The organism is Pseudomonas sp. S8 (genome assembly GCF_050473925.1).
Lineage (GTDB): Bacteria > Pseudomonadota > Gammaproteobacteria > Pseudomonadales > Pseudomonadaceae > Aquipseudomonas > Aquipseudomonas parakoreensis.
The window spans coordinates 2,500,737-2,521,908 of record NZ_JBFDVZ010000016.1; the positions used below are offsets into that span (position 1 = coordinate 2,500,737).

General features: G+C 61.2%; 23 protein-coding genes and 1 riboswitch. Of the genes, 5 read left to right on the forward strand and 18 right to left on the reverse strand.

Annotation, left to right across the window (positions count from 1 at the left end; all coding sequences use genetic code 11):
• Positions 1-781: 781 nt before the first annotated feature.
• The 3 genes from AB1J88_RS12340 (at position 782) to AB1J88_RS12350 (ending at position 3,181) form a co-directional block, all read left to right on the forward strand.
• Positions 782-1,006, forward strand: coding sequence for a hypothetical protein (locus tag AB1J88_RS12340; protein WP_007962908.1), 225 nt, complete (start codon positions 782-784; stop codon positions 1,004-1,006).
• A 274-nt stretch (positions 1,007-1,280) separates the two neighbouring features.
• The gene (locus tag AB1J88_RS12345; protein WP_041074321.1) at positions 1,281-1,763 is read left to right on the forward strand and encodes a hypothetical protein; all 483 of its coding nucleotides are present in this window, start codon (positions 1,281-1,283) and stop codon (positions 1,761-1,763) included.
• A 146-nt stretch (positions 1,764-1,909) separates the two neighbouring features.
• Positions 1,910-3,181, forward strand: a complete 1,272-nt coding sequence (locus AB1J88_RS12350; protein WP_086794935.1) for an OmpP1/FadL family transporter — start codon at positions 1,910-1,912, stop codon at positions 3,179-3,181.
• Positions 3,182-3,361: 180 nt separating this feature from the next.
• On the opposite strand, the gene AB1J88_RS12355 is transcribed toward AB1J88_RS12350, so the two are convergent.
• The 14 genes from AB1J88_RS12355 to cobO form a co-directional block, all read right to left on the reverse strand.
• Entirely contained in the window at positions 3,362-3,922 is a 561-nt protein-coding gene (locus AB1J88_RS12355) for a glutathione peroxidase (RefSeq protein ID WP_041074325.1), read from the reverse strand.
• A 54-nt stretch (positions 3,923-3,976) separates the two neighbouring features.
• The gene (locus tag AB1J88_RS12360; RefSeq protein WP_430291177.1) at positions 3,977-4,102 is read right to left on the reverse strand and encodes a hypothetical protein; all 126 of its coding nucleotides are present in this window, start codon (positions 4,100-4,102) and stop codon (positions 3,977-3,979) included.
• Entirely contained in the window at positions 4,099-5,307 is a 1,209-nt protein-coding gene (locus tag AB1J88_RS12365) for an MFS transporter (RefSeq protein ID WP_041074326.1), read from the reverse strand. The genes AB1J88_RS12360 and AB1J88_RS12365 overlap by 4 nt, the downstream gene beginning before the upstream one ends.
• A 53-nt stretch (positions 5,308-5,360) precedes the next feature.
• Positions 5,361-5,765 carry a MarR family winged helix-turn-helix transcriptional regulator gene (locus tag AB1J88_RS12370; RefSeq protein WP_007950413.1) on the reverse strand — a complete coding sequence of 135 codons (405 nt, stop codon included), beginning with the start codon at positions 5,763-5,765 and terminating at the stop codon, positions 5,361-5,363.
• A gap of 201 nt (positions 5,766-5,966) precedes the next feature.
• Positions 5,967-6,698, reverse strand: coding sequence for an adenosylcobinamide-GDP ribazoletransferase (locus tag AB1J88_RS12375; protein ID WP_430291178.1), 732 nt, complete (start codon positions 6,696-6,698; stop codon positions 5,967-5,969).
• Between the two features lies 1 nt (position 6,699).
• The gene (gene cobC, locus AB1J88_RS12380) at positions 6,700-7,275 is read right to left on the reverse strand and encodes an alpha-ribazole phosphatase family protein (RefSeq protein WP_222015670.1); all 576 of its coding nucleotides are present in this window, start codon (positions 7,273-7,275) and stop codon (positions 6,700-6,702) included.
• Positions 7,272-8,327 (reverse strand): nicotinate-nucleotide--dimethylbenzimidazole phosphoribosyltransferase, encoded by a 1,056-nt coding sequence (gene cobT, locus AB1J88_RS12385; protein WP_430291179.1) that lies wholly within the window; start codon positions 8,325-8,327, stop codon positions 7,272-7,274. Before cobT ends, cobC begins: the two co-directional genes overlap by 4 nt.
• The gene (gene cobU, locus AB1J88_RS12390) at positions 8,324-8,845 is read right to left on the reverse strand and encodes a bifunctional adenosylcobinamide kinase/adenosylcobinamide-phosphate guanylyltransferase (protein WP_222015686.1); all 522 of its coding nucleotides are present in this window, start codon (positions 8,843-8,845) and stop codon (positions 8,324-8,326) included. The genes cobT and cobU overlap by 4 nt, the downstream gene beginning before the upstream one ends.
• A gap of 138 nt (positions 8,846-8,983) precedes the next feature.
• Entirely contained in the window at positions 8,984-10,435 is a 1,452-nt protein-coding gene (locus AB1J88_RS12395) for a cobyric acid synthase (RefSeq protein ID WP_430291180.1), read from the reverse strand.
• Positions 10,432-11,424, reverse strand: a complete 993-nt coding sequence (gene cobD, locus AB1J88_RS12400; protein ID WP_047292880.1) for a threonine-phosphate decarboxylase CobD — start codon at positions 11,422-11,424, stop codon at positions 10,432-10,434. The genes AB1J88_RS12395 and cobD overlap by 4 nt, the downstream gene beginning before the upstream one ends.
• Positions 11,417-12,325: an adenosylcobinamide-phosphate synthase CbiB gene (gene cbiB / locus AB1J88_RS12405; RefSeq protein WP_430291181.1), complete on the reverse strand. Its 909-nt coding sequence runs from the start codon at positions 12,323-12,325 to the stop codon at positions 11,417-11,419. Before cbiB ends, cobD begins: the two co-directional genes overlap by 8 nt.
• Positions 12,322-12,972: a 5,6-dimethylbenzimidazole synthase gene (gene bluB / locus AB1J88_RS12410; protein WP_086794931.1), complete on the reverse strand. Its 651-nt coding sequence runs from the start codon at positions 12,970-12,972 to the stop codon at positions 12,322-12,324. The genes cbiB and bluB overlap by 4 nt, the downstream gene beginning before the upstream one ends.
• Positions 12,969-14,369, reverse strand: coding sequence for a cobyrinate a,c-diamide synthase (locus AB1J88_RS12415; RefSeq protein WP_430291182.1), 1,401 nt, complete (start codon positions 14,367-14,369; stop codon positions 12,969-12,971). Before AB1J88_RS12415 ends, bluB begins: the two co-directional genes overlap by 4 nt.
• The gene (gene cobO / locus AB1J88_RS12420) at positions 14,366-14,977 is read right to left on the reverse strand and encodes a cob(I)yrinic acid a,c-diamide adenosyltransferase (protein ID WP_041074346.1); all 612 of its coding nucleotides are present in this window, start codon (positions 14,975-14,977) and stop codon (positions 14,366-14,368) included. Before cobO ends, AB1J88_RS12415 begins: the two co-directional genes overlap by 4 nt.
• 80 nt (positions 14,978-15,057) lie before the next feature.
• Positions 15,058-15,288, reverse strand: a riboswitch (cobalamin riboswitch).
• A gap of 164 nt (positions 15,289-15,452) precedes the next feature.
• Here cobO and AB1J88_RS12425 point away from each other — a divergent pair.
• Both AB1J88_RS12425 and AB1J88_RS12430 read left to right on the forward strand, forming a co-directional pair.
• Positions 15,453-16,037 (forward strand): hypothetical protein, encoded by a 585-nt coding sequence (locus AB1J88_RS12425; RefSeq protein WP_430291183.1) that lies wholly within the window; start codon positions 15,453-15,455, stop codon positions 16,035-16,037.
• Positions 16,038-16,103: 66 nt separating this feature from the next.
• Positions 16,104-17,417, forward strand: coding sequence for a PQQ-dependent sugar dehydrogenase (locus AB1J88_RS12430; protein WP_430291184.1), 1,314 nt, complete (start codon positions 16,104-16,106; stop codon positions 17,415-17,417).
• Between the two features lie 132 nt (positions 17,418-17,549).
• On the opposite strand, the gene AB1J88_RS12435 is transcribed toward AB1J88_RS12430, so the two are convergent.
• From AB1J88_RS12435 to AB1J88_RS12450, 4 genes are all read right to left on the reverse strand, one after another.
• A complete protein-coding gene (locus AB1J88_RS12435; RefSeq protein WP_034156233.1) occupies positions 17,550-18,086 on the reverse strand; it encodes a C40 family peptidase in 537 nt (178 codons plus the stop codon).
• 219 nt (positions 18,087-18,305) lie between these two features.
• Complete coding sequence (locus AB1J88_RS12440) at positions 18,306-18,923, reverse strand: C40 family peptidase (protein ID WP_041074354.1); 618 nt, start codon at positions 18,921-18,923, stop codon at positions 18,306-18,308.
• Between the two features lie 226 nt (positions 18,924-19,149).
• The gene (gene hda / locus AB1J88_RS12445; RefSeq protein WP_025111852.1) at positions 19,150-19,854 is read right to left on the reverse strand and encodes a DnaA regulatory inactivator Hda; all 705 of its coding nucleotides are present in this window, start codon (positions 19,852-19,854) and stop codon (positions 19,150-19,152) included.
• 219 nt (positions 19,855-20,073) lie between these two features.
• Entirely contained in the window at positions 20,074-21,147 is a 1,074-nt protein-coding gene (locus AB1J88_RS12450; protein WP_222015709.1) for an AI-2E family transporter, read from the reverse strand.
• Positions 21,148-21,172: the final 25 nt, after the last annotated feature.

Genomic DNA, 21,172 nt, shown 5'->3' on the forward strand with positions numbered 1-21,172 from the left:
ATTGACTTAAACTTTTGATGCAGGCAGCCACCGGGGTCAGGATTGATATGACAGTGAGGTTACCGTCTGCGCAACTAATGTGCACAAGTACCTGTTACCCGGTTATATCGATGCGCTTTTTCGGGTCGTTTTGCGCCCTGAGCAGTGGATAAGCGGGTTGGCGATGGGCATGGCTGCACGCTTTTGTGGCGACGGACGGCTTCTTCGCGAGCAGGCTCGCTCCCACATTCGGTCCCCGTTCTCCTGTGGGAGTGAGCCTGCTCGCGAAAGGGCCAGCCCTGTCACCCACGATCCGCGCCACCGACCGAAATCTTTTTTGCCGCAGGGTTTGCATTGTCCAGGACGTTTCGTTACTATCCGCGGCGTTAGTACCAAGCTGAAAGTCAATTCCGGTCGAACACACCCCCACGGTCAACCTTCTTCCCAGAAGCCCTTCACCGAAAAAAGCGGGAGCGACCCCTCGATGGTTTCCAGGTAAATCTTGCGCCAGCACAGCCTTTGAATGAATGCAAAGGGTGCTGCGAAGACCACTTACTCTGACCGAACCAACCTGCAAATTGATCAGGATCTTCACCCCGGGCCCAGAACCTCTGCCCTCGATGTGTTGCCTGTCCTCCTAAGTACCTACCTGCCAGCCCAAGCGCGCCAACTTATCAGCGCTTCAAACTGGCTGCTTTGTTCCAGTCGGGTTCTTTGTTCGACCAATGGTGGTCGACATTACTGGAACGTTTTAACGTTGCACGGTTCTTATCCGTGTCATTTGTAGGAACACCTAATAACTATGTCTACTCAAATCCAGACTCAGGATGCCATTCGCACCCTAACCAACGCTTTTGCCCCAATGAACTGCCTGATCATGGCCGCTCGCAAAGGCTGCTTCAGCTTCACCGTGGTCAATGAACACGGGATCGCTCGCCACAGCGAGCGTCTGTACCCCGATCAATACTCCAGCGCCGAACCGCTGCAGGCCATTATTGATCGTACGCGTCAGGCATTGATTGCCTGAGAGCCGAAAAGGCTGCAAAAGCAAAAGCCCCGCACAAAATGCGGGGTTTTTTATTGCCCGATATTTCGCTTTTAGCCATTCACGCCTAAGCACCTTCGGATATAACGCCTGTGGCTCGCTGCCGGAAATATTTTAAAAACAGGCCTTTACGTCGCGAATATGACACTACACTTCAACTCAAGCGGCTTGATCCGCTTTCGGCGAGCCTGATTCGATCCACCGCTGCCAAGGCCCCTTCAGGTATCGCCGCCCAATTACAAGATCCGAGGGTTTTATGGGTATCGCTGCCAGCGAACTGTGCCGCTATGTGATCCGTCCCACACTGATTTATCTGGGACGCCACTGCGCAACTGCCGAATCCCTGCTGCTGGGCATTGCCGCCAGCCAGTCCGCCCTCGGTTCCGCCCTGCATGACCGCCGTGGCCACGGCCTCTACCGGATTGCCGAGCACCGCCACCAGGCCCTCTGGGATCACTATCTGGCACTCGATCCGGAGCGTGCGAGCCTGGTTCGCGGCCTCGCCAGCCAACATGCTTTTTTGAGCGGCCCGCACCTGGAATTGACCGTCAACCTGCGTTACGCCACCGCCATCGCCTGGCTGCTGGTAGAAGAACAACACCCCACCCTCCCCGCCCCGGGCGATCTGCTGGGCATGGCGCGAATCTGGCGTCAGACCTTCCAGCCGCAAGGCCGTCTGCGCGACTTCACCTACGCCTGGCAAACCTGTGTTTCACCGGTGAATCAGGTCGCGTGTTGACTGGCAAGTTTCAGAAGATCGCTCAACAGGTCGCGAATCTGGTCGGATTGTCCTACAAAACCGCTCTAACTCAAGGCATAGGGACTATAGCGCTGGAACGAAAATGTTGGTAATTTTCGCCCCGGTGATCACCAGGAGTTCTAATAATGAAAAAAGTCATGCTCAAAACCACCCTTAGCCTCGCCGTTACCATGGCATCCACCCAGATCTTCGCAGCTGGCTTTGCCATCAACGAACACAGCATCAGCGGGATGGGTACTGGTTACGCTGGGCGATCCTCTTCTGCCGACGACGCAAGCACTGTTTATGGCAACCCTGCCGGCATGTCGCGCCTCACGCGCGAACAAGTCACCGGCGGTGTTGCATTCCTCGATGCCAAGACCGATATCAGCGACGCCAGCTCCAGCCCTAACGGCGGCAGCAACAAAGGCGACATGGTGCCCTTCACCTCCGTACCTATGGGCTTCTACGTCAAACCGATCGATGAGCACTGGGCATTCGGCCTCGGCGTTTACGTGCCGTTCGGCCTGATTACCGACTATGAAAAAGGCTTTGGCGGCCGTTACTTCGGCAGCAAGTCCGAAGTACAAGTCATCACTTTCCAGCCAACTGTCAGCTACAAGTTCAACGATGTGGTGTCGATCGGTTTCGGTCCGACCATCAACCGTATCGACGGTACGCTGGAATCCAACCTGTCGATCACCCAGGCCGCGCCGGACGGCAAGGTCAAGATCAAGGGTGACGATACCGCGCTGGGCTACAACATCGGCGTGCTGGTACAGGCCACCGACACCACGCGTCTGGGTCTGACCTACCACTCGAAAGTCGACTACAAGCTCGAAGGCAACACCAAGGTCAATTACAGCGTGTTGGGCGCAGTCGGTCTGGGCGCCGAGCAGAAGTACGACGCTTCGCTGAAGATCACCACGCCTGAATCGGTGGACTTCTCCGTCACTCAAGCGATCAACGATCGCTGGAACGTCTACGCCGGTTCGACCTGGACCCGCTGGAGCCAGCTGAAGAAGATTACCGTTGAAAACTCCGGCGTCCAGCCGCTGCTGGCCGGCCAGTTCGGCGAGATCACGGAAGAGCAGAACTGGCACGACTCCTGGGCTTACGCCGTGGGTACTTCGTACCAGCTGAACAAGGAATGGGTACTGCGTACCGGTCTGACCTTCGACCAGTCGCCGACCAACAACGTCGACCGCTCGCCACGCATCCCTACTGGCGACCGCACAATCTTCAGCATCGGTGCCGGCTGGAGCCCGACCGAAGACCTGACCATCGACGTGGCTTACTCGTACCTGAAAGAAGAGTCGGTCAAGGTCCACAACCAGAACGATCGTGGCCAAACCTACGACGCCAAGTATGAAAACTCGGCAAACGGTTTCGGTGTTGGCGCTACTTACCGCTTCTGATGCTGCACGGCGAGGCTAAACCCTCGCCCACAGAAAAGCCCCGCTCTCTTTACAGAAAGCGGGGCTTTTTTGTGCCTGAGATTTACAACCTGTAGGAGCTGTCGAGTGAAACGAGGCTGCGATCTTTTGATCTTGTTTTTTAAGATCAAAAGATCGCAGCGTTCCGCAGCTCCTACAGGGTCATGGTTGCAGTGGTTTTGAAGCAATGGCCTTTTCAACTGCCGCGATAAACTCCGGATCATCCGGCTTGGTCAGGCTGGAGAAATTGGCAATCACCTTGCCCTGACGATCAATCACGTACTTGTAGAAATTCCACTTCGGCGCACTGCTCTGTTCGGCCAGCACCTTGAACAGGTGAGTCGCATCGTCGCCACGGACCTTCTGCGGTTCGGTCATGGTGAACGTCACGCCGTAGTTGGCGTAGCAGACCTTGGCGGTTTCGGCGCTGTCCTTGGACTCCTGCTTGAAGTCATTGGACGGCACGCCGAGCATTTCCAGGCCTTGCGCCTTGTAATGCTGATTGAGCGCTTCGAGGCCCTCGAACTGGGGGGCGAAGCCACAGAAACTGGCGGTATTGACCACCACCAGCGGCTTGCCGGCGTAGCGCTGGCACAGATCGACGGATTCCTTGGCGCGCAACTTGGGCAACGAACCTTGCAGCGCCTCCGGGCAATCAGCCGCCTGGGCCAGTCCGGTCAACGCCATCAGCAACGCGGGTACAGCACACCAGCGCATGAGCATGTCGGGCATCCTTTGAGCAGTCATCAGACTCCCGACGTTACTCGTCATCCAAGCCTACAAGCAAGCGCCCATGCCCAACTGCATCAACGCCAGGCCGCCCTGATGCCAGCCCCACCACACCAGCGCCAGCAACAGGGCACAGAGTGCAGTGAAAGCAATTCGTGGCCAGGAGCGCTTCATACGGCGCCGACAGTCGGCTGCAGACGCGCCACCGGACGCTCGCGTACCGGCCAGTTCAGCGCGGCCGCCAGCAGGCTCAAAAGAATCGCCACTTGCCAGATCAAGTCATAACTCCCGGTACGGTCATACACCACGCCACCCAGCCAGCCGCCGAGGAACGAGCCAAGCTGATGAAACAGGAACACGATGCCGCCGAGCATGGACAGATTGCGCACACCAAACAAGGTCGCCACCGTGCCGTTGGTCAACGGCACCGTCGACAGCCACAGGAAGCCCATGGCCATGCCGAACAGGTACGCCGACGTCGTCGTCACCGGCAGCCACAGGAACAGCACGATCACCACCGCACGCAGCAGATACAACGCCGTCAGCAGACGCGGCTTGGACATGCGTCCGCCGAGCCAGCCAGCGGTATAAGTGCCAAAGATATTGAACAGACCGATCAGCGCCAGCACCGTGGTGCCGACGGTTGCCGGCAGATGTTGATCAACCAGATAGGCCGGCAGATGCACACCGATGAACACCACCTGAAAGCCGCAGACGAAAAAGCCGAATGCCAACAGCCAGAACCCCGAGTGCGAACAGGCTTCGCGTAACGCTTCGGACAGGCTCTGTTCATGGCCCAGCACCGGCAGCGGCTTGTCCTTGAGCATGCTCACCAGCGGCACGATCAGCGCCACCAGCAGGCCCAGCACCAGCAACGCCGCCGACCAGCCGAGCCAGCCGATCAAACCCAGCGTGCCCGGCAACATCGCAAACTGGCCGAACGAACCGGCAGCACTGGCGATGCCCATGCCCATGCTGCGTTTTTCCGGCGGCACCGCACGACCGACCACGCCGAGAATCACCGAGAACGACGTACCGGACAGACCGATACCGATCAACAGACCGGCACTCAGCGACAGGGTCAGCGCCGAATCGGACAGCCCCATGCACACCAGGCCCGCGGCATACAGCACGCCGCCGACCAGCACCACTTTCGCCGCCCCGAAACGGTCAGCCAGCGCCCCCGTAAACGGCTGCGCCAGACCCCAGATCAGGTTCTGCAGGGCGATGGCGAAGGCAAACACTTCGCGCCCCCAGCCGAACTGCGCACTCATCGGCGACAGGAACAGACCGAAGCCGTGCCGCACGCCCAATGACAACGCCAGAATCAGCGCACTTCCCAGCAACACCCAACCGCACGTACGCCACATCGATGTCATTGTTATTCTCCGTTCGCGGGTATATACCCGCTTAAATCCGGAAAAACCGGCCCTCAGGCCAGTTCATCCAACAGTCGCAGCAAGGTTTCACGCTTCTCGGCGCCCAAGCGATCGATCAATCGCTGTTGCGCCGCTTCCCAGGCCGGCAGCGCCGCCGCGAGGCGTTGTGCACCGGTTTCGGTGAGCCGGACGATGCGATTGCGCATGTCCTCGCCCTCGGCCAGCGCCACCAGGCCCTCACCTTCGAGTACCCGCAGATTGCGCCCCAAAGTGCTGCGATCCAGACCCATGGCTTCGGCCAGTTCCGAGATGCTCGGTTGATCCAGACGCTGCAGATTGCACAGCAAAGAATACTGGGCAACGTTGATCCCGAAGCCGTCGAGAGCGCCGTCATAATGCCTGCTGACGCCACGAGCGGCGCGACGCAGGTTGGTGCACAAACACTGAGAAGGAAGCATGATGCGTGTATATACCCGCGACTGTGTTAAATCAAGTTACACATGAGTTTATCAATAAGGATTGTGGCGTCTGACACATCCCCATCGCTGGCAAGCCAGCTCCCACAGTTTTTGCAAGTGTTCAAAAAATCTGCAAACGCCCTCAATACTTGTGGGAGCTGGCTTGCCAGCGATGAGGTCCGAACAGGCAACAGACGCCTGTCAGACCAACACCACCCCAACCAGCACCGCCATCTCCAGCAATTCCAGCAACGCCCCTGCCGTATCGCCAGTGGTCCCACCCAACCGCCGCATCATCACCTGCCGCAGCCAGACAAACCCGACGAACGCGACAACCAGCGCAACAATCGCTTTCACCCCGGCAATCAGCAAACAGGCCAGCGCACTCGCCCCAAGCACCCACCAACCGGCCCGGCGCGGAAGATGATCAGCCAACGCCTGCCCCAACCCACCCGCGCGCACATACGGCGTGGTCAGAAACAGCCCCAGCAGCGCCGCGCGCCCCAGCAGCGGCACGATGATCAATATCACTGCGTGCTCCTGCTCGATCAGCGCCAGCAACGCGCAGAACTTCAGCAGCAACACCAACACCAGCGTCACCACGGCAATCGGCCCGCTGCGCGGATCCTTCATGATCGTCAGCGTGCGCTCGCGATCACCGAAACCACCGAGCCAGGCATCGGCGCTGTCGGCCAGTCCGTCGAGGTGCAGCGCGCCGCTGAGCAGCACCCACACCGTCAGCAACAGCGCCGCATGCAACAACAACGGCGCGCCGGCCAATACCAGGTTGAATGTCCAGAGGATCACCCCGAACAGCAGCCCCACCAACGGATAAAACAACAGCGAACGCCCGAGCTGTTGCGGCTCCGGCATCCCCGGCAGACGAATCGGCAAGCTGCTGAGAAATTGCAGGGCGATCCACAGTGGCAGCATCTCAGTGGCCTTCCTTGAGCACGCCATCGGCCTCGACGCTGAGCGCGAACAGCGAAGCATGCGCGACTTCGACATTGAGCAACTGCTCACGTGGCAAACCTCGCGCCTGCGCCAGCAACAGACGCATCACGCCGCCATGACTGATCAACAAAACGCGTTCACCGGCATAGGCCTGATGCAAACGCGCAACTGCGCCCAGCACGCGCGCCGCAAAATCACTGACCGGCTCACCCTGCGGCGGCGTGAACGCATACGGATCGGCCCAGAACAACCCCAGCGCCTCGGCATCGGTCTCCATCAGTGCCGCTGCGCTCTGCCCTTCCCAGGCACCGAAATGCAGTTCCTGCAGGTCCTTGTCCAACTGCACCGGCAGATTCAGTTGCTCGCCCAGCTCTGCAGCAAACCGCGCACAACGCTGCAGCGGCGAGCTGATCAAGCGATCCCACGGCCCTCCGGCGATCACCGCCGCACGCATCTGCGCCCAACCTTTTTCGGTGAGCGCATCATCGAGGCTACCGCGCAATCCGCCGCCCAGCTCCGTCTCCCCGTGGCGCAGCAGGTCCAGACGCAACGTCATGCCGGACGATCCGCCACCGCCGCTTCGGCGAACGTCGCCATCTGCCCGTGCAGGTCGCAGGCCAGACGCAATAGCGGCACGGCCAACGCCGCTCCGCTGCCCTCGCCCAGACGCAAACCGAGTTCCAGCAACGGTTCGGCATTGAGGGTTTCCAGCACATGGCGATGGCCTGGCTCGGCCCCACGATGACCGAACAGCAGCCACTCGCGGCAGGCTGGATTCAGCCGCACCGCGACCAACGCGGCGACCGTGCAGATAAAGCCGTCGACCAGCACCGCCACGCCCTCCTGCGCACAAGCCAGGTACGCGCCGACCAGTGCGGCGATTTCAAAACCGCCGAGGTTGAACAGGGTTTGCAGCGCATCGCCACGTTGCGCCGCGTGCAGCGCCAGTGCGCGCTCGATCACTTGTGCTTTATGACTGACGCCTTCGGCGTTCAACCCGGTGCCGGGACCGGTCAGGTGCGCCACCGGGCAATCGAGCAAGGCACACGCCAGTGCACTGGCGGCAGTGGTGTTGCCGATGCCCATTTCGCCACCGATGAACAACTGTGCGCCCGCCGCTTTGGCGCGCAGCACGCTGTCACGACCGGCCTGCAAGGCGAGTTCGCCCTGCGCTTGGGTCATCGCCGCGCCCTTCGCGAAATTCGCCGTGCCCGGGCCGATGTTAAGGTGGCGCACGCCCGGCAGGTTCAACGATGGCGTCACCGTGCCCAGATCGACCACCTCCAATTGCGCATCGAGCTGGCGCGCCAGCACGCTGATCGCCGCACCGCCGCTGACGAAGTTGAGCAGCATCTGCCCGGTGACTTCCTGCGGGAAGGCGGAAACACCTTCCGCGACCACCCCGTGATCACCAGCAAAAATCGCGATCCAGACCTGCTTGAGGGTCGGCTTGATCTGCCCCTGCAATCCGGCCAGCTGCACCGCCACGCTTTCGAGGCGACCGAGGGAGCCGGCCGGTTTGGTCAACTGCTGTTGGCGCGCCGCCGCGTGTTCAACGATCTCGGTATTTACGGATTGGCACGGGTTCAACCACCACGCTTGAGTCATAACGCAGGTCCTTTCAGGGTCAGGGGCAGACCGGCGACGGTCAGGACGACTCGCTGACAACGCTCGGCCAGAGCTTGATGCAGCCAACCGGCTTCATCGACGTAGCGGCGAGTCAATTCGCCCAGCGGCACGACACCCATTCCGGTCTCGTTGCTGACAAAAATGATTTCCCCCGGCAATGACGCCAGGCAGTCCAGCAGAGCTTCACGTTCGGCGGCGAGACGCGCGGCGTCATCGAGCATCAGCAGATTGGTCAGCCACAGGGTCAGGCAGTCCACCAGCAGGCAACGCTCGGCGTCGGCGCTTTCACGCAGGACGCGGGCCAGCGCTATGGGCTCTTCGATCAGTGCCCATTCGGCCGGACGCCGGGCGCGGTGATGGGCGACGCGGGCGTTCATTTCACCATCCAGTGGCTGGCTGGTGGCGATGTAGGTGACAGCCAGATGGCTGTCGCTGGCGAGTTTTTCCGCCAGGCGACTTTTGCCGGAGCGGGCGCCGCCGAGGATCAGTTGGTGCATGGGGACATCCTGAAAATTAAGTGTTGAGGCAACCGGCCTCTTCGCGGGCAAGCCCGCTCCCACAGTGATCGCAGTGGCTGAAACACCTCACTCCCCTGTGGGAGCTGGCTTGCCAGCGATGGGGCCTGGGCAGGCCACTCAAATCCCGCAGAGCTCACGCAACAAATCGGTATCCAGATGCCGCTCCACCAGATCCGCCAACCGCTCGATATCGCGCTCGCGCAAGCCGTGGTAATCCACCTCCTGCACAGCACTCAACCCGGCCCAGCGCAGTAACGCGGCACTGGCTTGCGGTGATTCGAACAAGCCATGCAGGTAGGTGCCGAACACCTGCCCGTCCAGACTCTGCGCGCCATCGCAACGACCGTCATCCAGATGCACCGCCGCATTTTCCAGCGCCGGCCCCACCGTCACGCCTGCATGGATTTCATAGCCACTGACCTCGGCGTTTTCCAACGCCAGATGCCCTCGGACATTGCGTAACTGCTTCTCGGCTTCCAGCGTGGTTTCGAACGCCAGCAAACCCAGGCCGGCACTCGAACCCGGCGCGCCTTCGAGGCCCAGCGGATCGTGCACTTGCTCGCCGAGCATTTGCAGACCGCCACAGATCCCCAGCACCTTGCCGCCATAGCGCAAGTGCCGATTGATCGCCGTGTCCCAGCCATTGGCACGCAGATACGCGAGGTCGCTGCGCACGCTTTTCGAGCCGGGCAGGATGATCAGGTCGGCGGCAGGGATCGCCTGCCCCGGGCCGATGAATTGCAGATCGACCTGCGGATGCAGGCGCAGTGGATCAAAGTCCGTGTGGTTGCTGATGCGCGGCAGCACCGGCACCACCACTTTCAACACCTGTTCGGCCTTGTCGGTCTGGCGCTGATCGATGCCATCCTCGGCCTCCAGATGCAGATCCATCACGTACGGCAGCACGCCGACCACCGGTTTGCCGGTGCGTTGTTCCAGCCAGTCGAGGCCCGGTTGCAGCAAGGCGATGTCACCGCGAAAACGGTTGATGATGAAGCCCTGGACCCGTGTCTGCTCGCTCGGCGACAGCAACTCCAGCGTGCCGACCAGATGCGCAAACACCCCGCCGCGATTGATGTCGGCGATCAGCAGCACCGGGCAATCCACCGCTTCGGCGAAGCCCATGTTGGCGATGTCACCGGCACGCAGATTGATTTCGGCCGGCGAGCCAGCGCCTTCAACCATCACCAGCGGATAGGCCGCGCTCAGCCGCTCGTGCGATGCGAGCACCGCTTGCATGGCGATGGCTTTGTAGTCGTGATAGGCCACTGCGTTCATGCTGGTGACCGCGCGGCCATGGATGATTACCTGCGCGCCGGTGTCGCTGTTGGGCTTGAGCAACACCGGGTTCATGTCGGTGTGCGGTTCGAGATGCGCGGCTTGCGCCTGCACCGCTTGCGCCCGGCCGATCTCGCCGCCGTCGGCGGTCACCGCGCTGTTGAGCGCCATGTTCTGCGGTTTGAACGGCACCACCGCCACGCCCTGACGGGTGGCCCAGCGGCACAGCGCCGTCACCAGCGTGCTTTTACCGGCGTCGGAGGTGGTGCCTTGCACCATCACGGTGGTCATTTCGATTCCTTGGCAAAGGCTTGCAGCGCCTGTTCGAGGCGCGCTTCCTCAGCGGCGTTGGCCGGCAGGCCAAAACGCAAACTGCTGTTGTGGGTGAAGATGCGCAGAAGGATCCCGCGTCGGGCCATGAACTCGTGTAGCGCTTGCGCGTGCTCGGTGATCAGCCACTGAAACAACGCACAACCACCGTGGGGTTTGAAGCCATAGCGCTCCAGCAGCAGCGCCAGACGCTCACTGGCCTCATCGCTGCGAATACGTTGCCGAGTGTGCGCTTCGGTGTCTTGCAGGCAAGCCTGACCGAGCACCCGCGTCGGCCCGCTGACCGCCCAGGGTCCGACCTGTTCCGCGAGCAATCTGAGCAACTTGCGCTCGGCCAGCACAAAGCCCAGACGCACGCCGGCCAGACCGAAAAACTTGCCGAACGAACGCAACACAATCAGGCCGACTTGATGGGTATGCGAGGCCAGACTCAACTGCGGCGTGTTGTCCATGAACGCTTCATCGACCACCAGCCAGCCGCCGCGCTGAGCCAGCCGCGCGTGCCAGTCGAGCAGCCGCGCCGGGGTCAGGCTCAGGCCAGTGGGATTGTTCGGATTGACCACCACCAGCACGTCGAGGCTGTCGAGAAAGAACTCCACTTCCTGCTCCAGCACTTCGCGCACGATGTAACCACTGCGACGCCAGGCTTCGGCGTGCTCGGCATAACACGGCGACAACACACCGACCTTGCCGGCGCGGCGCAAACGCGGCAGCAGCTGGATCGCCATTTGCGAGCCGGCCACCGGCAGCACCTGCGAAGCACCGTAGTAATCACACGCGGCCTGCTCCAGGCCGTCGTCGGTTTCCGGCAAGCGTGCCCAGGCGCGCAACGGAATCTGCGGCACCGCAAACGGCCACGGCGCAAGGCCGCTGGACAGGTCGAGCCAGTCGGCCTCGGCAATCCCGTAATCGAGTGCAGCCTTGCGCAGCCGGCCACCGTGCTCAAGCATAGAATTCAGCCCCCACGCAGAGAATCAGCAGCCATAACCATACCCCGCGCTGGACCAATTGCCAGCCACGATCAATCGAATCGGCATCCGCCGGCGCACCTTCGCCCAGTTGCGGGCGCTCATGCAGTTCGCCGTGATAGATCGCCGGGCCGCCCAGTTCGACGCCTAACGCACCGGCGCCAGCCGCCATCACCGGACCGGCGTTGGGGCTGTCCCATTGCGGGCCCTGGCTGCGCCAGCATTTCCAGGCGAGCCGGGTGTTGCCCAGCAGCGCGTAGGTCAGCGCCACCAGTCGGGCCGGAATGTAGTTGAGCACGTCGTCGATTTTTGCCGCGCACCAGCCGAAGCGCTCGAAGCGTTCGTTGCGATAGCCCCACATCGCGTCGAGCGTATTGCTCAGGCGATAGAGCACCACGCCCGGCGCGCCGGCCACGACGAACCAGAACAGCGCGGCGAACACCGCGTCACTGCCGTTCTCCAGTACCGACTCGGTGGCCGCGCGCGCAACGGCGGAGCTGTCCAGTTCGCTGGTCTGGCGGCTGACCAGATAGCCAACACGCTTGCGCGCTTCTTCCAGATCATCGGCGCGCAAGGCGGCGGCTACCGGCGCGACATGCTCACCGAGGCTGCGCATGCCGAGGGCGCAATACAGCGCCAGAATCTCGACGATCCAGCCCACGTACGGTGCCCAGGAAAACGCGGTCGCGAGCAAGGTCAGCGGCAGCACCGCGATCACCCACGCGGTGACCCCGTGACTGCGCCAGCCACGTCCGCCCGCATTGAAACGGCGCTCGATGCGCCCGGCAAAGTTGCCGAACGCCACCAGCGGATGCCAGCGTTTCGGTTCACCCAGCAGCGCATCCAGCGCGACCGCGGCGACACTCAACAACGCCACACTCATTGACTCACTCCCCAATAATTTTCGTACAGCAACTCATTGAGCGGCCGCGCCTGCGCCCACCCTTCGAGTACCAGCATCGGCGCCGGATAGAATGCCTTGACCGGCCCCAGGCACAACACCGCCAATGGCTTGGCCCCGGCCGGCAGCTGCAGCAGATCGGCCAGCGCCTGCGGTTCGAACAGCGACACCCAGCCCATGCCCAGCCCCTCGGCACGGGACGCCAGCCACAGATTCTGAATCGCGCAGGACAGCGAAGCCATGTCCATTTCTGGCAGCGTACGACGGCCGAAAATGTGCTTTTCGCGATCATCCATCAGCGCCGCGACCAGCACTTCGGCGCAGTCGTTGATGCCTTCAACCTTGAGCTTCATGAACTCGTCACTACGCTCGCCAAGGGCTTCGGCGGTACGCACGCGTTCTTCTTCGACGAGGTTCTGGATCTGCCCGCGCAGGGCGCGATCGCTGATGCGGATGAAGCGCCATGGCTGCATCAGACCGACGCTGGGCGCCTGATGCGCGGCTTCGAGCAGACGGCGCAGCAGCTCCGGCTCGACCGTGCCGCCGGTGAAGTGGCGCATGTCGCGGCGTTCGGCGATGGCTCGGTAGACGGCTGCGCGTTCGGCCTCGGAATATGCGTTGTCGGTCATGGCCCCATCGCTGGCAAGCCAGCTCCCACAGGGGATCGCGTTTCTTCAGGCATGACACCGGCCACTGTGGGAGCTGGCTTGCCAGCGAAGGCGGCCTTGATATCTGGCGCAAACAATGCAGCAATCGCCGTGGGATTCGACGGAAAGTAAAAATGCACGTACGACGCCGTCATCCGCCCTTCCCGATAAACCGCCTCCGCCCCGCGCCCGCCATTCGGGCTGATGCCCCGGGCAATCGGCGTCAGCTTGGTGCTGGTCAGGGAATGGTGATAGGTGTGGCCGCGCAACGAACCTTCTGGCAAATCCACCGCTTGCAGTGCCAGTGCCGCCAGACGTTTTTGCATCACTGCCTCACCGCGCAGCAGCCCGACCAGTTCGGCGCGGGTGCCTTCGACATCGGTCAACGCGTCGAGCAGATAGAGCATGCCGCCGCACTCGGCAAGCAGCGGTTTGCCGGCAGCGTGGTGCGCGCGAATCGCATCCAGCATCACAGTATTTTGCGCCAGCGCGACATGGTGCAATTCCGGGTAACCACCGGGCAGATACAGACTGTCGGCGTCGGGCAACTGCGTATCGCGGATCGGCGAGAAGAAACTCAACTCGGCGCCCATCGCCCGCAGCAGATCGAGGCTGGCACCGTAGGTGAAGGCAAAGGCTTCGTCACGAGCGACGGCGATGCGCACGCCGTCGAGCAGCGGCTCAGCAGGGATCACTTCAGGCGCGGCGAACTCCACGGCCGGTGGCAGCGCTACCTCGCAACTGCTGGCCAGTGCTTCGGCCGCCGCGTCGAGACGCAGGTCCAGATCATTCAATTCGCTGGCCTGCACCAGACCGAGATGGCGACTCGGCAACTCGATCCCGGTTTCCCGCGACAGCGCGCCGTACCAACGCAGACCTTCGGTGAGACTGCCTTCGAGCAATTGCGCATGACGCAAGGTGCCGACGCGGTTGGCCAGCACCCCGGCAAACGGCAGGTCCGGCTGATAGCGCGCCAACCCCAGCGCCAGTGCACCAAAGGTCTGGGCCATGGCGGTACCATCGATCACACCAAGCACAGGCACACCAAAATGCCGCGCCAGATCAGCGCTGGACGGCGTGCCGTCGAACAGGCCCATCACACCTTCGATCAGGATCAGATCGGCTTCGGCGGCGGCTTCCCACAACAGGCGGCGGCTTTCTTGTTCGCCAACCATCCACATGTCCAGTTGATACACCGGCGCACCGCTGGCGCGCTCGAGAATCATCGGGTCGAGGAAGTCCGGGCCGCACTTGAACACGCGCACCTTGCGCCCCTGGTTGCGATGCAAGCGAGCGAGCGCGGCGGTGACGGTGGTCTTGCCCTGACCGGAGGCCGGCGCGGCGATCAGTACCGCCGGGCAGTGACGTGGTTGATTCAAAGTTCGACGCCTTTCTGCGCTTTGATGCCGGCCTGGAAGGCGTGCTTGAGCATGCCCATTTCGGTGACGGTGTCGCCCATTTCGATCATTTCCGGCTTGGCCGCGCGGCCGGTGACGATCACGTGCTGCATCGGCGGACGCGCCTGCAGGTCGCTGAGCACTCGATCCAGATCGAGGTAGCCGTGTTTCAGGGCGATGTTCAGTTCATCCAGCACCACCAGGCCGATCGACGGATCGCGCAGCAGCTCGCGGGACACTGCCCACGCAGCTTCGGCGGCGGCGATGTCACGCTGGCGGTCCTGGGTTTCCCAGGTGAAACCCTCGCCCATCACGTGAAAACGCACTTGCTCGGGGAAGCGGCGGAAGAACAACTCTTCACCAGTGCTGTTGCGGCCCTTGATGAATTGCACCACGCCACACTGCATACCGTGGCCCATGGCGCGGGCGAGCATGCCGAACGCCGAGCTGCTTTTGCCTTTGCCATTGCCGGTCAACACCAGCACCAGGCCGCATTCGTCAGGCGAATTGGCGATGCGCTCGTCGATCACGGCTTTTTTGCGTTGCATACGCGCCAGATGGCGTTCGTCGCGCTCGGGGGAATCGGTCATGGGGAGCTCTCCGTTGAGGCTGGATAACGGCGGGCAGGCACAAGAACAGACGGCAAAAAGCCTGGCATCGCCCACCGTGATGCCGCTGGATGGATCAGGCCGGTCTCCGGGCTCATGAGCGGCGAATCGCCTGACTGCGCGCCTTCCCGCGTCGGTCGACACAGTGGCTCAATGCGCAGTTTTCACTCATTTACCGTTGCGGGGGCAGCGCCGGGATCGTGATCGTTCTTCACCTGAAGACAACCCTCACCGGCTTCCCTGTTTCACTCTGTCGACACGCGTCACAGAGCACCTGAAACAAGCCGCGAAGGTTAGAGGGTTGGGGGTGGAGCGTCAATTAAAGAGGGGGCCGTCGGGCGAATAACTGCCACCGATCAATTATCTGACGCCAATCTTGTGCCACACTGAGACAAGTGATATCAAAGAGCCATGCTTTTGATTGAAAAAGCACACCACAACAATAAGGATGATGACGATGCAAGGCATGATCATCAGCAACCCGCGCCTGGAATTCCTGCGCCCGGTGCTTGAACGCTGGTTTGACTGTATTGACCGTTACAAAGCGGTACGCGGTGACAACGACACGCCCTACTGGCATGACGAGAAAGCCAATCTCGGCTTGCTCTCCGCTGCGGCATGGATGGCCGAGCTGGTGACCCTCTGCGATACCACCACCCGCAAGCAGAACGAGGACGGCGAGCGCAATGCCCGCGCCGACCTGTTCATAGCCGGGTCCGAAGACCGCGCCTACCTTCAGGCCACCCAGCGCTGGCCACGGGTCAACAACCTCAACCTGACTCAGGCCCTGATGGACATCACCAGCGATGCCAAACGCATCAGCTTCGCCAGTGACCTCAAACTCGGCTGTCTGTTCGTCGCCCCGCAGAAGGCTCAGCACAGCGCCAGCCCGGAAGAACTGCAGGACATGGTCGACGACCTGCAAAAGGAACACTGCTGCGCCGTGGCCTGGTATTTCCCCTACGCCTACCGCAAGTTGCGCAGCGAAGCGGGCAACTATCATCCGGGCATCGCCGTGCTGTTCAAAGAGGCCCGTGGTTGAACGGTTGAACCATCGGGTGCGCAGGCTTCTCTATGATTAACCATGCATTCATAGGGAAGATCAGCAATGCGCAAAACCCGACTCGCTCTCGTCATCGCTCTCGCCGGAGGGCTCGCCGCCTGCGGTGAATCCTCCAGTCTGCAAGTTTCCGACGGCACCGGTCCGTCACCGAAACTGCCTGAACCGAACAAAACCCTGATCCCGACGGTGAACATCGCCCCAGCGGTCGGCTGGCCTGCAGGTGGCAAACCGACCGCCGCAGCCGGTACGCAAGTGGCTGCATTTGCCGAAGGCCTCGATCACCCACGCTGGCTCTACGTGCTGCCCAACGGTGACGTATTGGTGGCGGAAACCAACGCTCCGCCCAAGCCTGACGACAGCAGCGGCATTCGTGGCTGGGTGATGAAGAAAGTCATGGGCAAAGCCGGTGCCGGCGTGCCGAGCCCGAACCGCATCACCCTGCTGCGCGACGCCGATCACGACGGCGTGGCCGAGACCCGCACGGTGTTTCTGCAGAACCTCAACTCGCCATTCGGCATGACCCTGGTCGGCAACGATTTGTACGTCGCTGACACTGATCGCCTGCTGCGCTTCCACTACGAACCCGGTGCGACGGAGATCAAGACCCAGCCGATCAAGGTTACCGATCTGCCGGGCGGTACGCTGAACCATCACTGGACCAAGAACGTCATCGCCAGCAAGGACGGCAGCAAGCTGTATGTCACCGTCGGCTCGAACAGCAACGTCGGCGAGAATGGTCTGGATAAAGAGGAAGGTCGCGCCGCGATCTGGGAAGTGGATCGCGCCACCGGCAATCACCGGATCTTCGCCTCGGGTATTCGTAACCCCAACGGCCTAGCATGGGAACCCACCACAGGCGCGCTGTGGACAGCAGTCAACGAACGTGACGAAATCGGCAGCGACCTGGTGCCGGACTACATCACCTCGGTCAAGGACGGTGGCTTCTATGGCTGGCCTTTCAGCTATTACGGCCAGCACGTGGATGTCCGGGTGAAGCCGCAGAATCTGGATCTGGTGGCCAAGGCCATCGCTCCGGACTATGCCGTCGGCCCGCACACCGCCTCGTTGGGCCTGACCTTCGCCGAGGGCAACAACTTGCCCGCGCAGTTCAAGGAAGGCGCGTTTATCGGCCAGCACGGCTCATGGAACCGCAAACCGCACAGTGGCTATAAGGTGATTTTCGTACCATTCGCCGCCGGCAAGCCGAACGGAGCACCGGTGGATGTGCTGACCGGCTTCCTCGACAAGGACGAGAACGCATTGGGCCGCCCGGTTGGCGTGGTGATTGACCAGCAAGGTGGTTTGCTGGTGGCCGATGATGTGGGGAACAAGGTGTGGCGGGTGTCGTCCGCCAAGTAACTTTGGCCAGCCACAAAACAACTGTGGGAGCGAGCCTGCTCGCGAATGCGGAGTGTCAGCCTTCATTGAGTTGACTGATACACCGCTTTCGCGAGCAGGCTCGCTCCCACATTAGGATTGCTGCGATTTTTACTAGGGGTTATGCGCCAGATGCTCCGGCTGCAACACCCGCTTGGCACTCAGATACGCCTTCTGCCAATACGCCTTCGACAGGCTGTCCAGCTTCACTGTGCCGCCGGTTGCTGGCGCATGCACGAAGCGACCTTCCCCCACGTAGATCCCCGCATGGCTGACCTGAGAGCCACCATTGGTGGCGAAGAAGATCAGGTCGCCAGTCTGCAAACCCTCTTTGCCGACATTCGGCGCTTGCATCACGATCATCTCGCGGGTGGAGCGCGGCAAGGAGATGCCGGCGGCATCGCGGTAGACGAAACCGATCAGGCCGCTGCAATCAAACCCGGAGTCTGGTGTGTTGCCGCCCCAGCGATAAGGCGTGCCAACCAGGCCCAGCGCGCGAAACAGCACGTCTTCAGCAGCCGGCGAAAAAGCCTGGGAGGGCCCGAACACCACCGGAGCGCGTACCACAGGCGCAGGCGGCGGAGTGCGGCTGGCGCAAGCGCTGAGCAGCGCTGCGAAGAAAATCAATGTGAGGCGGGCCGACATCGTCATAAGCAGAACATCCTGATCTGGCTGCGGCTTTCTCTGCCGAATGGACAGAAACAAAACCGCCTGCGGAGCACGCAGGCGGTTTGCCATCAATATAGATACAGGATTCTAGCGGCTACACGGCAAACTTCAAGTAAGACTTTAACTTCACCTTGTAAAGTCTAGGTCTACTCCCTTGCCGGGAACCGTTTTTGTCGCCACGGACGTGGCGACAACGGGGAATTACTTGCGAGCGGTAACCACGGTCGGTGCCATTGCGAGGGCGCGCTTGGCTTCGATGAAGGTCTTGCTCCAGTAGCTGTCACCCAGGCTGTCAATGCGGACACCGCCGCTGCGACGGCTGCTGGAATGAATGAACTGGTTGTCACCCAGGTAGATCCCGGCGTGGCTTACACGACCGCGACGACCATTTGTGGCGAAGAACAGCAGATCGCCCGGCTCAAGATTACCGCGCGAGACCAGAGGCGCATCCACATTGATCATTTCGCGGGTGGAGCGCGGCAGATTCATGCCGGCCTCTTCGCGGAACAGATAACCGATGAAACCGCTGCAGTCGAAACCGGCTTCAGAGGTACCGCCGAAACGGTAACGGGTACCGATCAGGGACATGCCGCGTTCGAGGATGCTGTCGGCCAGAACCGGAAGCTCATAGGGCTTCTTGCCGTTGAAATCGGCGAGTTCTTTTTCGGTGGCCAGCTCTTCCTGGTAAATAACGGAAGACTGGGCGGTGGCAGAATTTTTAACCTGTTGAGGCTGCTCTTGAACTGGAGAATGAGCAGCGCAACCGAACAACAGGGTGACGAGTGCGAGAGGCACGAGGGGTGCGAAGCGATTTAGCATGGGCACGACCGTGGCTGAAGTTGTAAAGAAGCCGAGACTATGCCCGCTATCGGCCTCATTTGCAAATTCAATCGATCTTTTTGTGACTTCCCGGTTTCTCGTTTACATCTAAGCGCTTAAGCCCATTTGACTCGATACGCAGTCTGCACACCGTGTGGAAATGCGGGATTTCTGGCGCCTGAAATATGTCGAAACCGCCTGAAACCTGCGGATTTAAAGGGCTGCACTACCAGCCGAGGGTTTCCTTCAGGAACGGAATTGTCAGCTTGCGTTGCGCCTGCAACGAGGCCTGATCCAGCTGTTCGAGCAGGTCGAACAGTGCACTCATGCTGCGGGTGCCGCGGGTCAGAATAAAGTGTCCGACTTCATCGGTCAGGTGCAGGCCGCGACGCGAAGCACGCAATTGCAGGGCACGCAATTTATCTTCATCGGAAAGCGGGCGCATCTGGAAGATCAGCGCCAGCGTCAGGCGCGATTTGAGGTCAGCCAGTTTCACCGGCAGCTCGCGTGGCGAGGTTGAAGCGGCAATCAGCAAACGCCGACCGCTGTCACGCAAGCGGTTGAACAGATGAAACATCGCCTCTTCCCAGTCCGGCTTGCCGGCAATCACCTGCAAGTCATCCAGGCAGACCAGTTCGTACTGCTCAAGGTTGTCGAGGATTTCGATACCGCGATCCATCAATTCGGCCAGCGGCAGGTACACCGCCGGCTCACCCATCTGCTCAAAGCGCAGGCAAGCCGCCTGCAACAGATGCGTACGCCCTACCCCGTGCTTGCCCCACAGGTAGATCAGGCTTTCGGTCCAACCGGCGTCGGCTTCGCATAGGCGCTCGACATAGCCGAGTGCAGCGGCATTGGCGCCTGGGTAGTAGTTGATGAAGGTGGCGTCGTCACGCAGACGCACACCTAGGGGCAGCTGAATCGGTTTCATGCTGACTGAACAGTTCTCAAGGAACCGTTAGTGGCCTCTGTGTAAAGTTTGCGAAGTTTATACCCGTGAAGCTGAGCGCACAATGCGACAGACCCCAAGCAAAATCAAAGGTTTGCGTTAACACGCTGGTTTTATGACAGTTTCTCTGACGCGTTAGCGAAACAATCCACCGCAAAACACGGGCCAACCCGGCACAATGCCGGACCGCCCGTGATCGGATCACAGCTCGGGCTCATCGGTCCCGCTGTAAATATCCGAGTCCTTGTACAAATCGTGCACGTGACGCACCAGCACCATGATCACCGCCGCCACCGGCAATGCCAGCAGCACTCCGGTAAAGCCGAACAGCTCGCCGCCGGCCAGGATCGCGAAGATCACCGCCACCGGATGCAGACCGATCCGGTCACCCACCAGCAAAGGCGTCAGCACCATGCCTTCGAGCGCCTGCCCGACCATGAACACCGCCACGATTCCGATCATCGGATACAGATCACCACCGAACTGGAACAAACCGGCAATCAGTGCCGCGCCAATCCCGATCACGAAGCCCATGTACGGCACGATGGCCGCCAGACCAGCGATCAGGCCGATCAACAGCCCCAGTTCCAGCCCAACGATCATCAGACCCGCTGCGTAGATCACGCCCAGCGCCAGCATCACCAGCAATTGACCGCGCACGAACGCGCCGAGCACCTCATGGCACTCACCCGCGAGCGAGACGATGGTTTCTTCACGGTCACGCGGCAGCAGGCTGCGGATCTTGGCCATCATCACGTCCCAGTCGCGTAGCAGGTAGAAACTCACCACCGGAATCAACACCAGATTCGCCAGCCAGCCGATCAGCGCCAGGCTTGAAGCCGTGGCCTGACTCAGCACCACACCGACGATGTCAGTGGTCTGCCCCATGTGCTCGCTGATCGCGGCCTTGACCTTGTCGAACTTCCAGAAACCGTCCGACAGGCCCAGTTTCGACTGCGCCCACGGCAGCGCCGTGTGCTGCAGCCAGTCGAGCATCTGCGGCGCCAACTCATACAAACGCACCAACTGCTTGGCAAGCATCGGCACCAGCACCAACAGCAACGTGGTGACGATCAGAGTGAACAAGGCGAACACCGCGATCACACCCCAGGTTCGCGACAAACCGAGTTTCTCCAACCGATCCACCAGCGGATCGAACAGGTACGCCAGCAGCAACGCCACCAGAAACGGCGTGAGGATCGGGTGCAGCAACCAGACAAACGCGCAAAGCAGGACCACCCCACCGAGCCAGAACCAACGCCGCGTATCGGCCATGTATCACTCCTGCTTCTATATAAGG

What these genes read in the sequence shown, in the direction of transcription:
- AB1J88_RS12340 (WP_007962908.1), top strand. Translation starts at nt 782, where the DNA reads ATGTCTACTCAAATCCAGACTCAGGATGCCATTCGCACCCTAACCAAC.
- AB1J88_RS12345 (WP_041074321.1), top strand. Translation starts at nt 1,281, where the DNA reads ATGGGTATCGCTGCCAGCGAACTGTGCCGCTATGTGATCCGTCCCACA.
- AB1J88_RS12350 (WP_086794935.1), top strand. Translation starts at nt 1,910, where the DNA reads ATGAAAAAAGTCATGCTCAAAACCACCCTTAGCCTCGCCGTTACCATG.
- AB1J88_RS12355 (WP_041074325.1), bottom strand. Translation starts at nt 3,922, where the DNA reads ATGCTCATGCGCTGGTGTGCTGTACCCGCGTTGCTGATGGCGTTGACC.
- AB1J88_RS12360 (WP_430291177.1), bottom strand. Translation starts at nt 4,102, where the DNA reads ATGAAGCGCTCCTGGCCACGAATTGCTTTCACTGCACTCTGTGCCCTG.
- AB1J88_RS12365 (WP_041074326.1), bottom strand. Translation starts at nt 5,307, where the DNA reads ATGACATCGATGTGGCGTACGTGCGGTTGGGTGTTGCTGGGAAGTGCG.
- AB1J88_RS12370 (WP_007950413.1), bottom strand. Translation starts at nt 5,765, where the DNA reads ATGCTTCCTTCTCAGTGTTTGTGCACCAACCTGCGTCGCGCCGCTCGT.
- AB1J88_RS12375 (WP_430291178.1), bottom strand. Translation starts at nt 6,698, where the DNA reads ATGCTGCCACTGTGGATCGCCCTGCAATTTCTCAGCAGCTTGCCGATT.
- cobC (WP_222015670.1), bottom strand. Translation starts at nt 7,275, where the DNA reads ATGACGTTGCGTCTGGACCTGCTGCGCCACGGGGAGACGGAGCTGGGC.
- cobT (WP_430291179.1), bottom strand. Translation starts at nt 8,327, where the DNA reads ATGACTCAAGCGTGGTGGTTGAACCCGTGCCAATCCGTAAATACCGAG.
- cobU (WP_222015686.1), bottom strand. Translation starts at nt 8,845, where the DNA reads ATGCACCAACTGATCCTCGGCGGCGCCCGCTCCGGCAAAAGTCGCCTG.
- AB1J88_RS12395 (WP_430291180.1), bottom strand. Translation starts at nt 10,435, where the DNA reads ATGACCACCGTGATGGTGCAAGGCACCACCTCCGACGCCGGTAAAAGC.
- cobD (WP_047292880.1), bottom strand. Translation starts at nt 11,424, where the DNA reads ATGCTTGAGCACGGTGGCCGGCTGCGCAAGGCTGCACTCGATTACGGG.
- cbiB (WP_430291181.1), bottom strand. Translation starts at nt 12,325, where the DNA reads ATGAGTGTGGCGTTGTTGAGTGTCGCCGCGGTCGCGCTGGATGCGCTG.
- bluB (WP_086794931.1), bottom strand. Translation starts at nt 12,972, where the DNA reads ATGACCGACAACGCATATTCCGAGGCCGAACGCGCAGCCGTCTACCGA.
- cobO (WP_041074346.1), bottom strand. Translation starts at nt 14,977, where the DNA reads ATGACCGATTCCCCCGAGCGCGACGAACGCCATCTGGCGCGTATGCAA.
- AB1J88_RS12425 (WP_430291183.1), top strand. Translation starts at nt 15,453, where the DNA reads ATGCAAGGCATGATCATCAGCAACCCGCGCCTGGAATTCCTGCGCCCG.
- AB1J88_RS12430 (WP_430291184.1), top strand. Translation starts at nt 16,104, where the DNA reads ATGCGCAAAACCCGACTCGCTCTCGTCATCGCTCTCGCCGGAGGGCTC.
- AB1J88_RS12435 (WP_034156233.1), bottom strand. Translation starts at nt 18,086, where the DNA reads ATGACGATGTCGGCCCGCCTCACATTGATTTTCTTCGCAGCGCTGCTC.
- AB1J88_RS12440 (WP_041074354.1), bottom strand. Translation starts at nt 18,923, where the DNA reads ATGCTAAATCGCTTCGCACCCCTCGTGCCTCTCGCACTCGTCACCCTG.
- hda (WP_025111852.1), bottom strand. Translation starts at nt 19,854, where the DNA reads ATGAAACCGATTCAGCTGCCCCTAGGTGTGCGTCTGCGTGACGACGCC.
- AB1J88_RS12450 (WP_222015709.1), bottom strand. Translation starts at nt 21,147, where the DNA reads ATGGCCGATACGCGGCGTTGGTTCTGGCTCGGTGGGGTGGTCCTGCTT.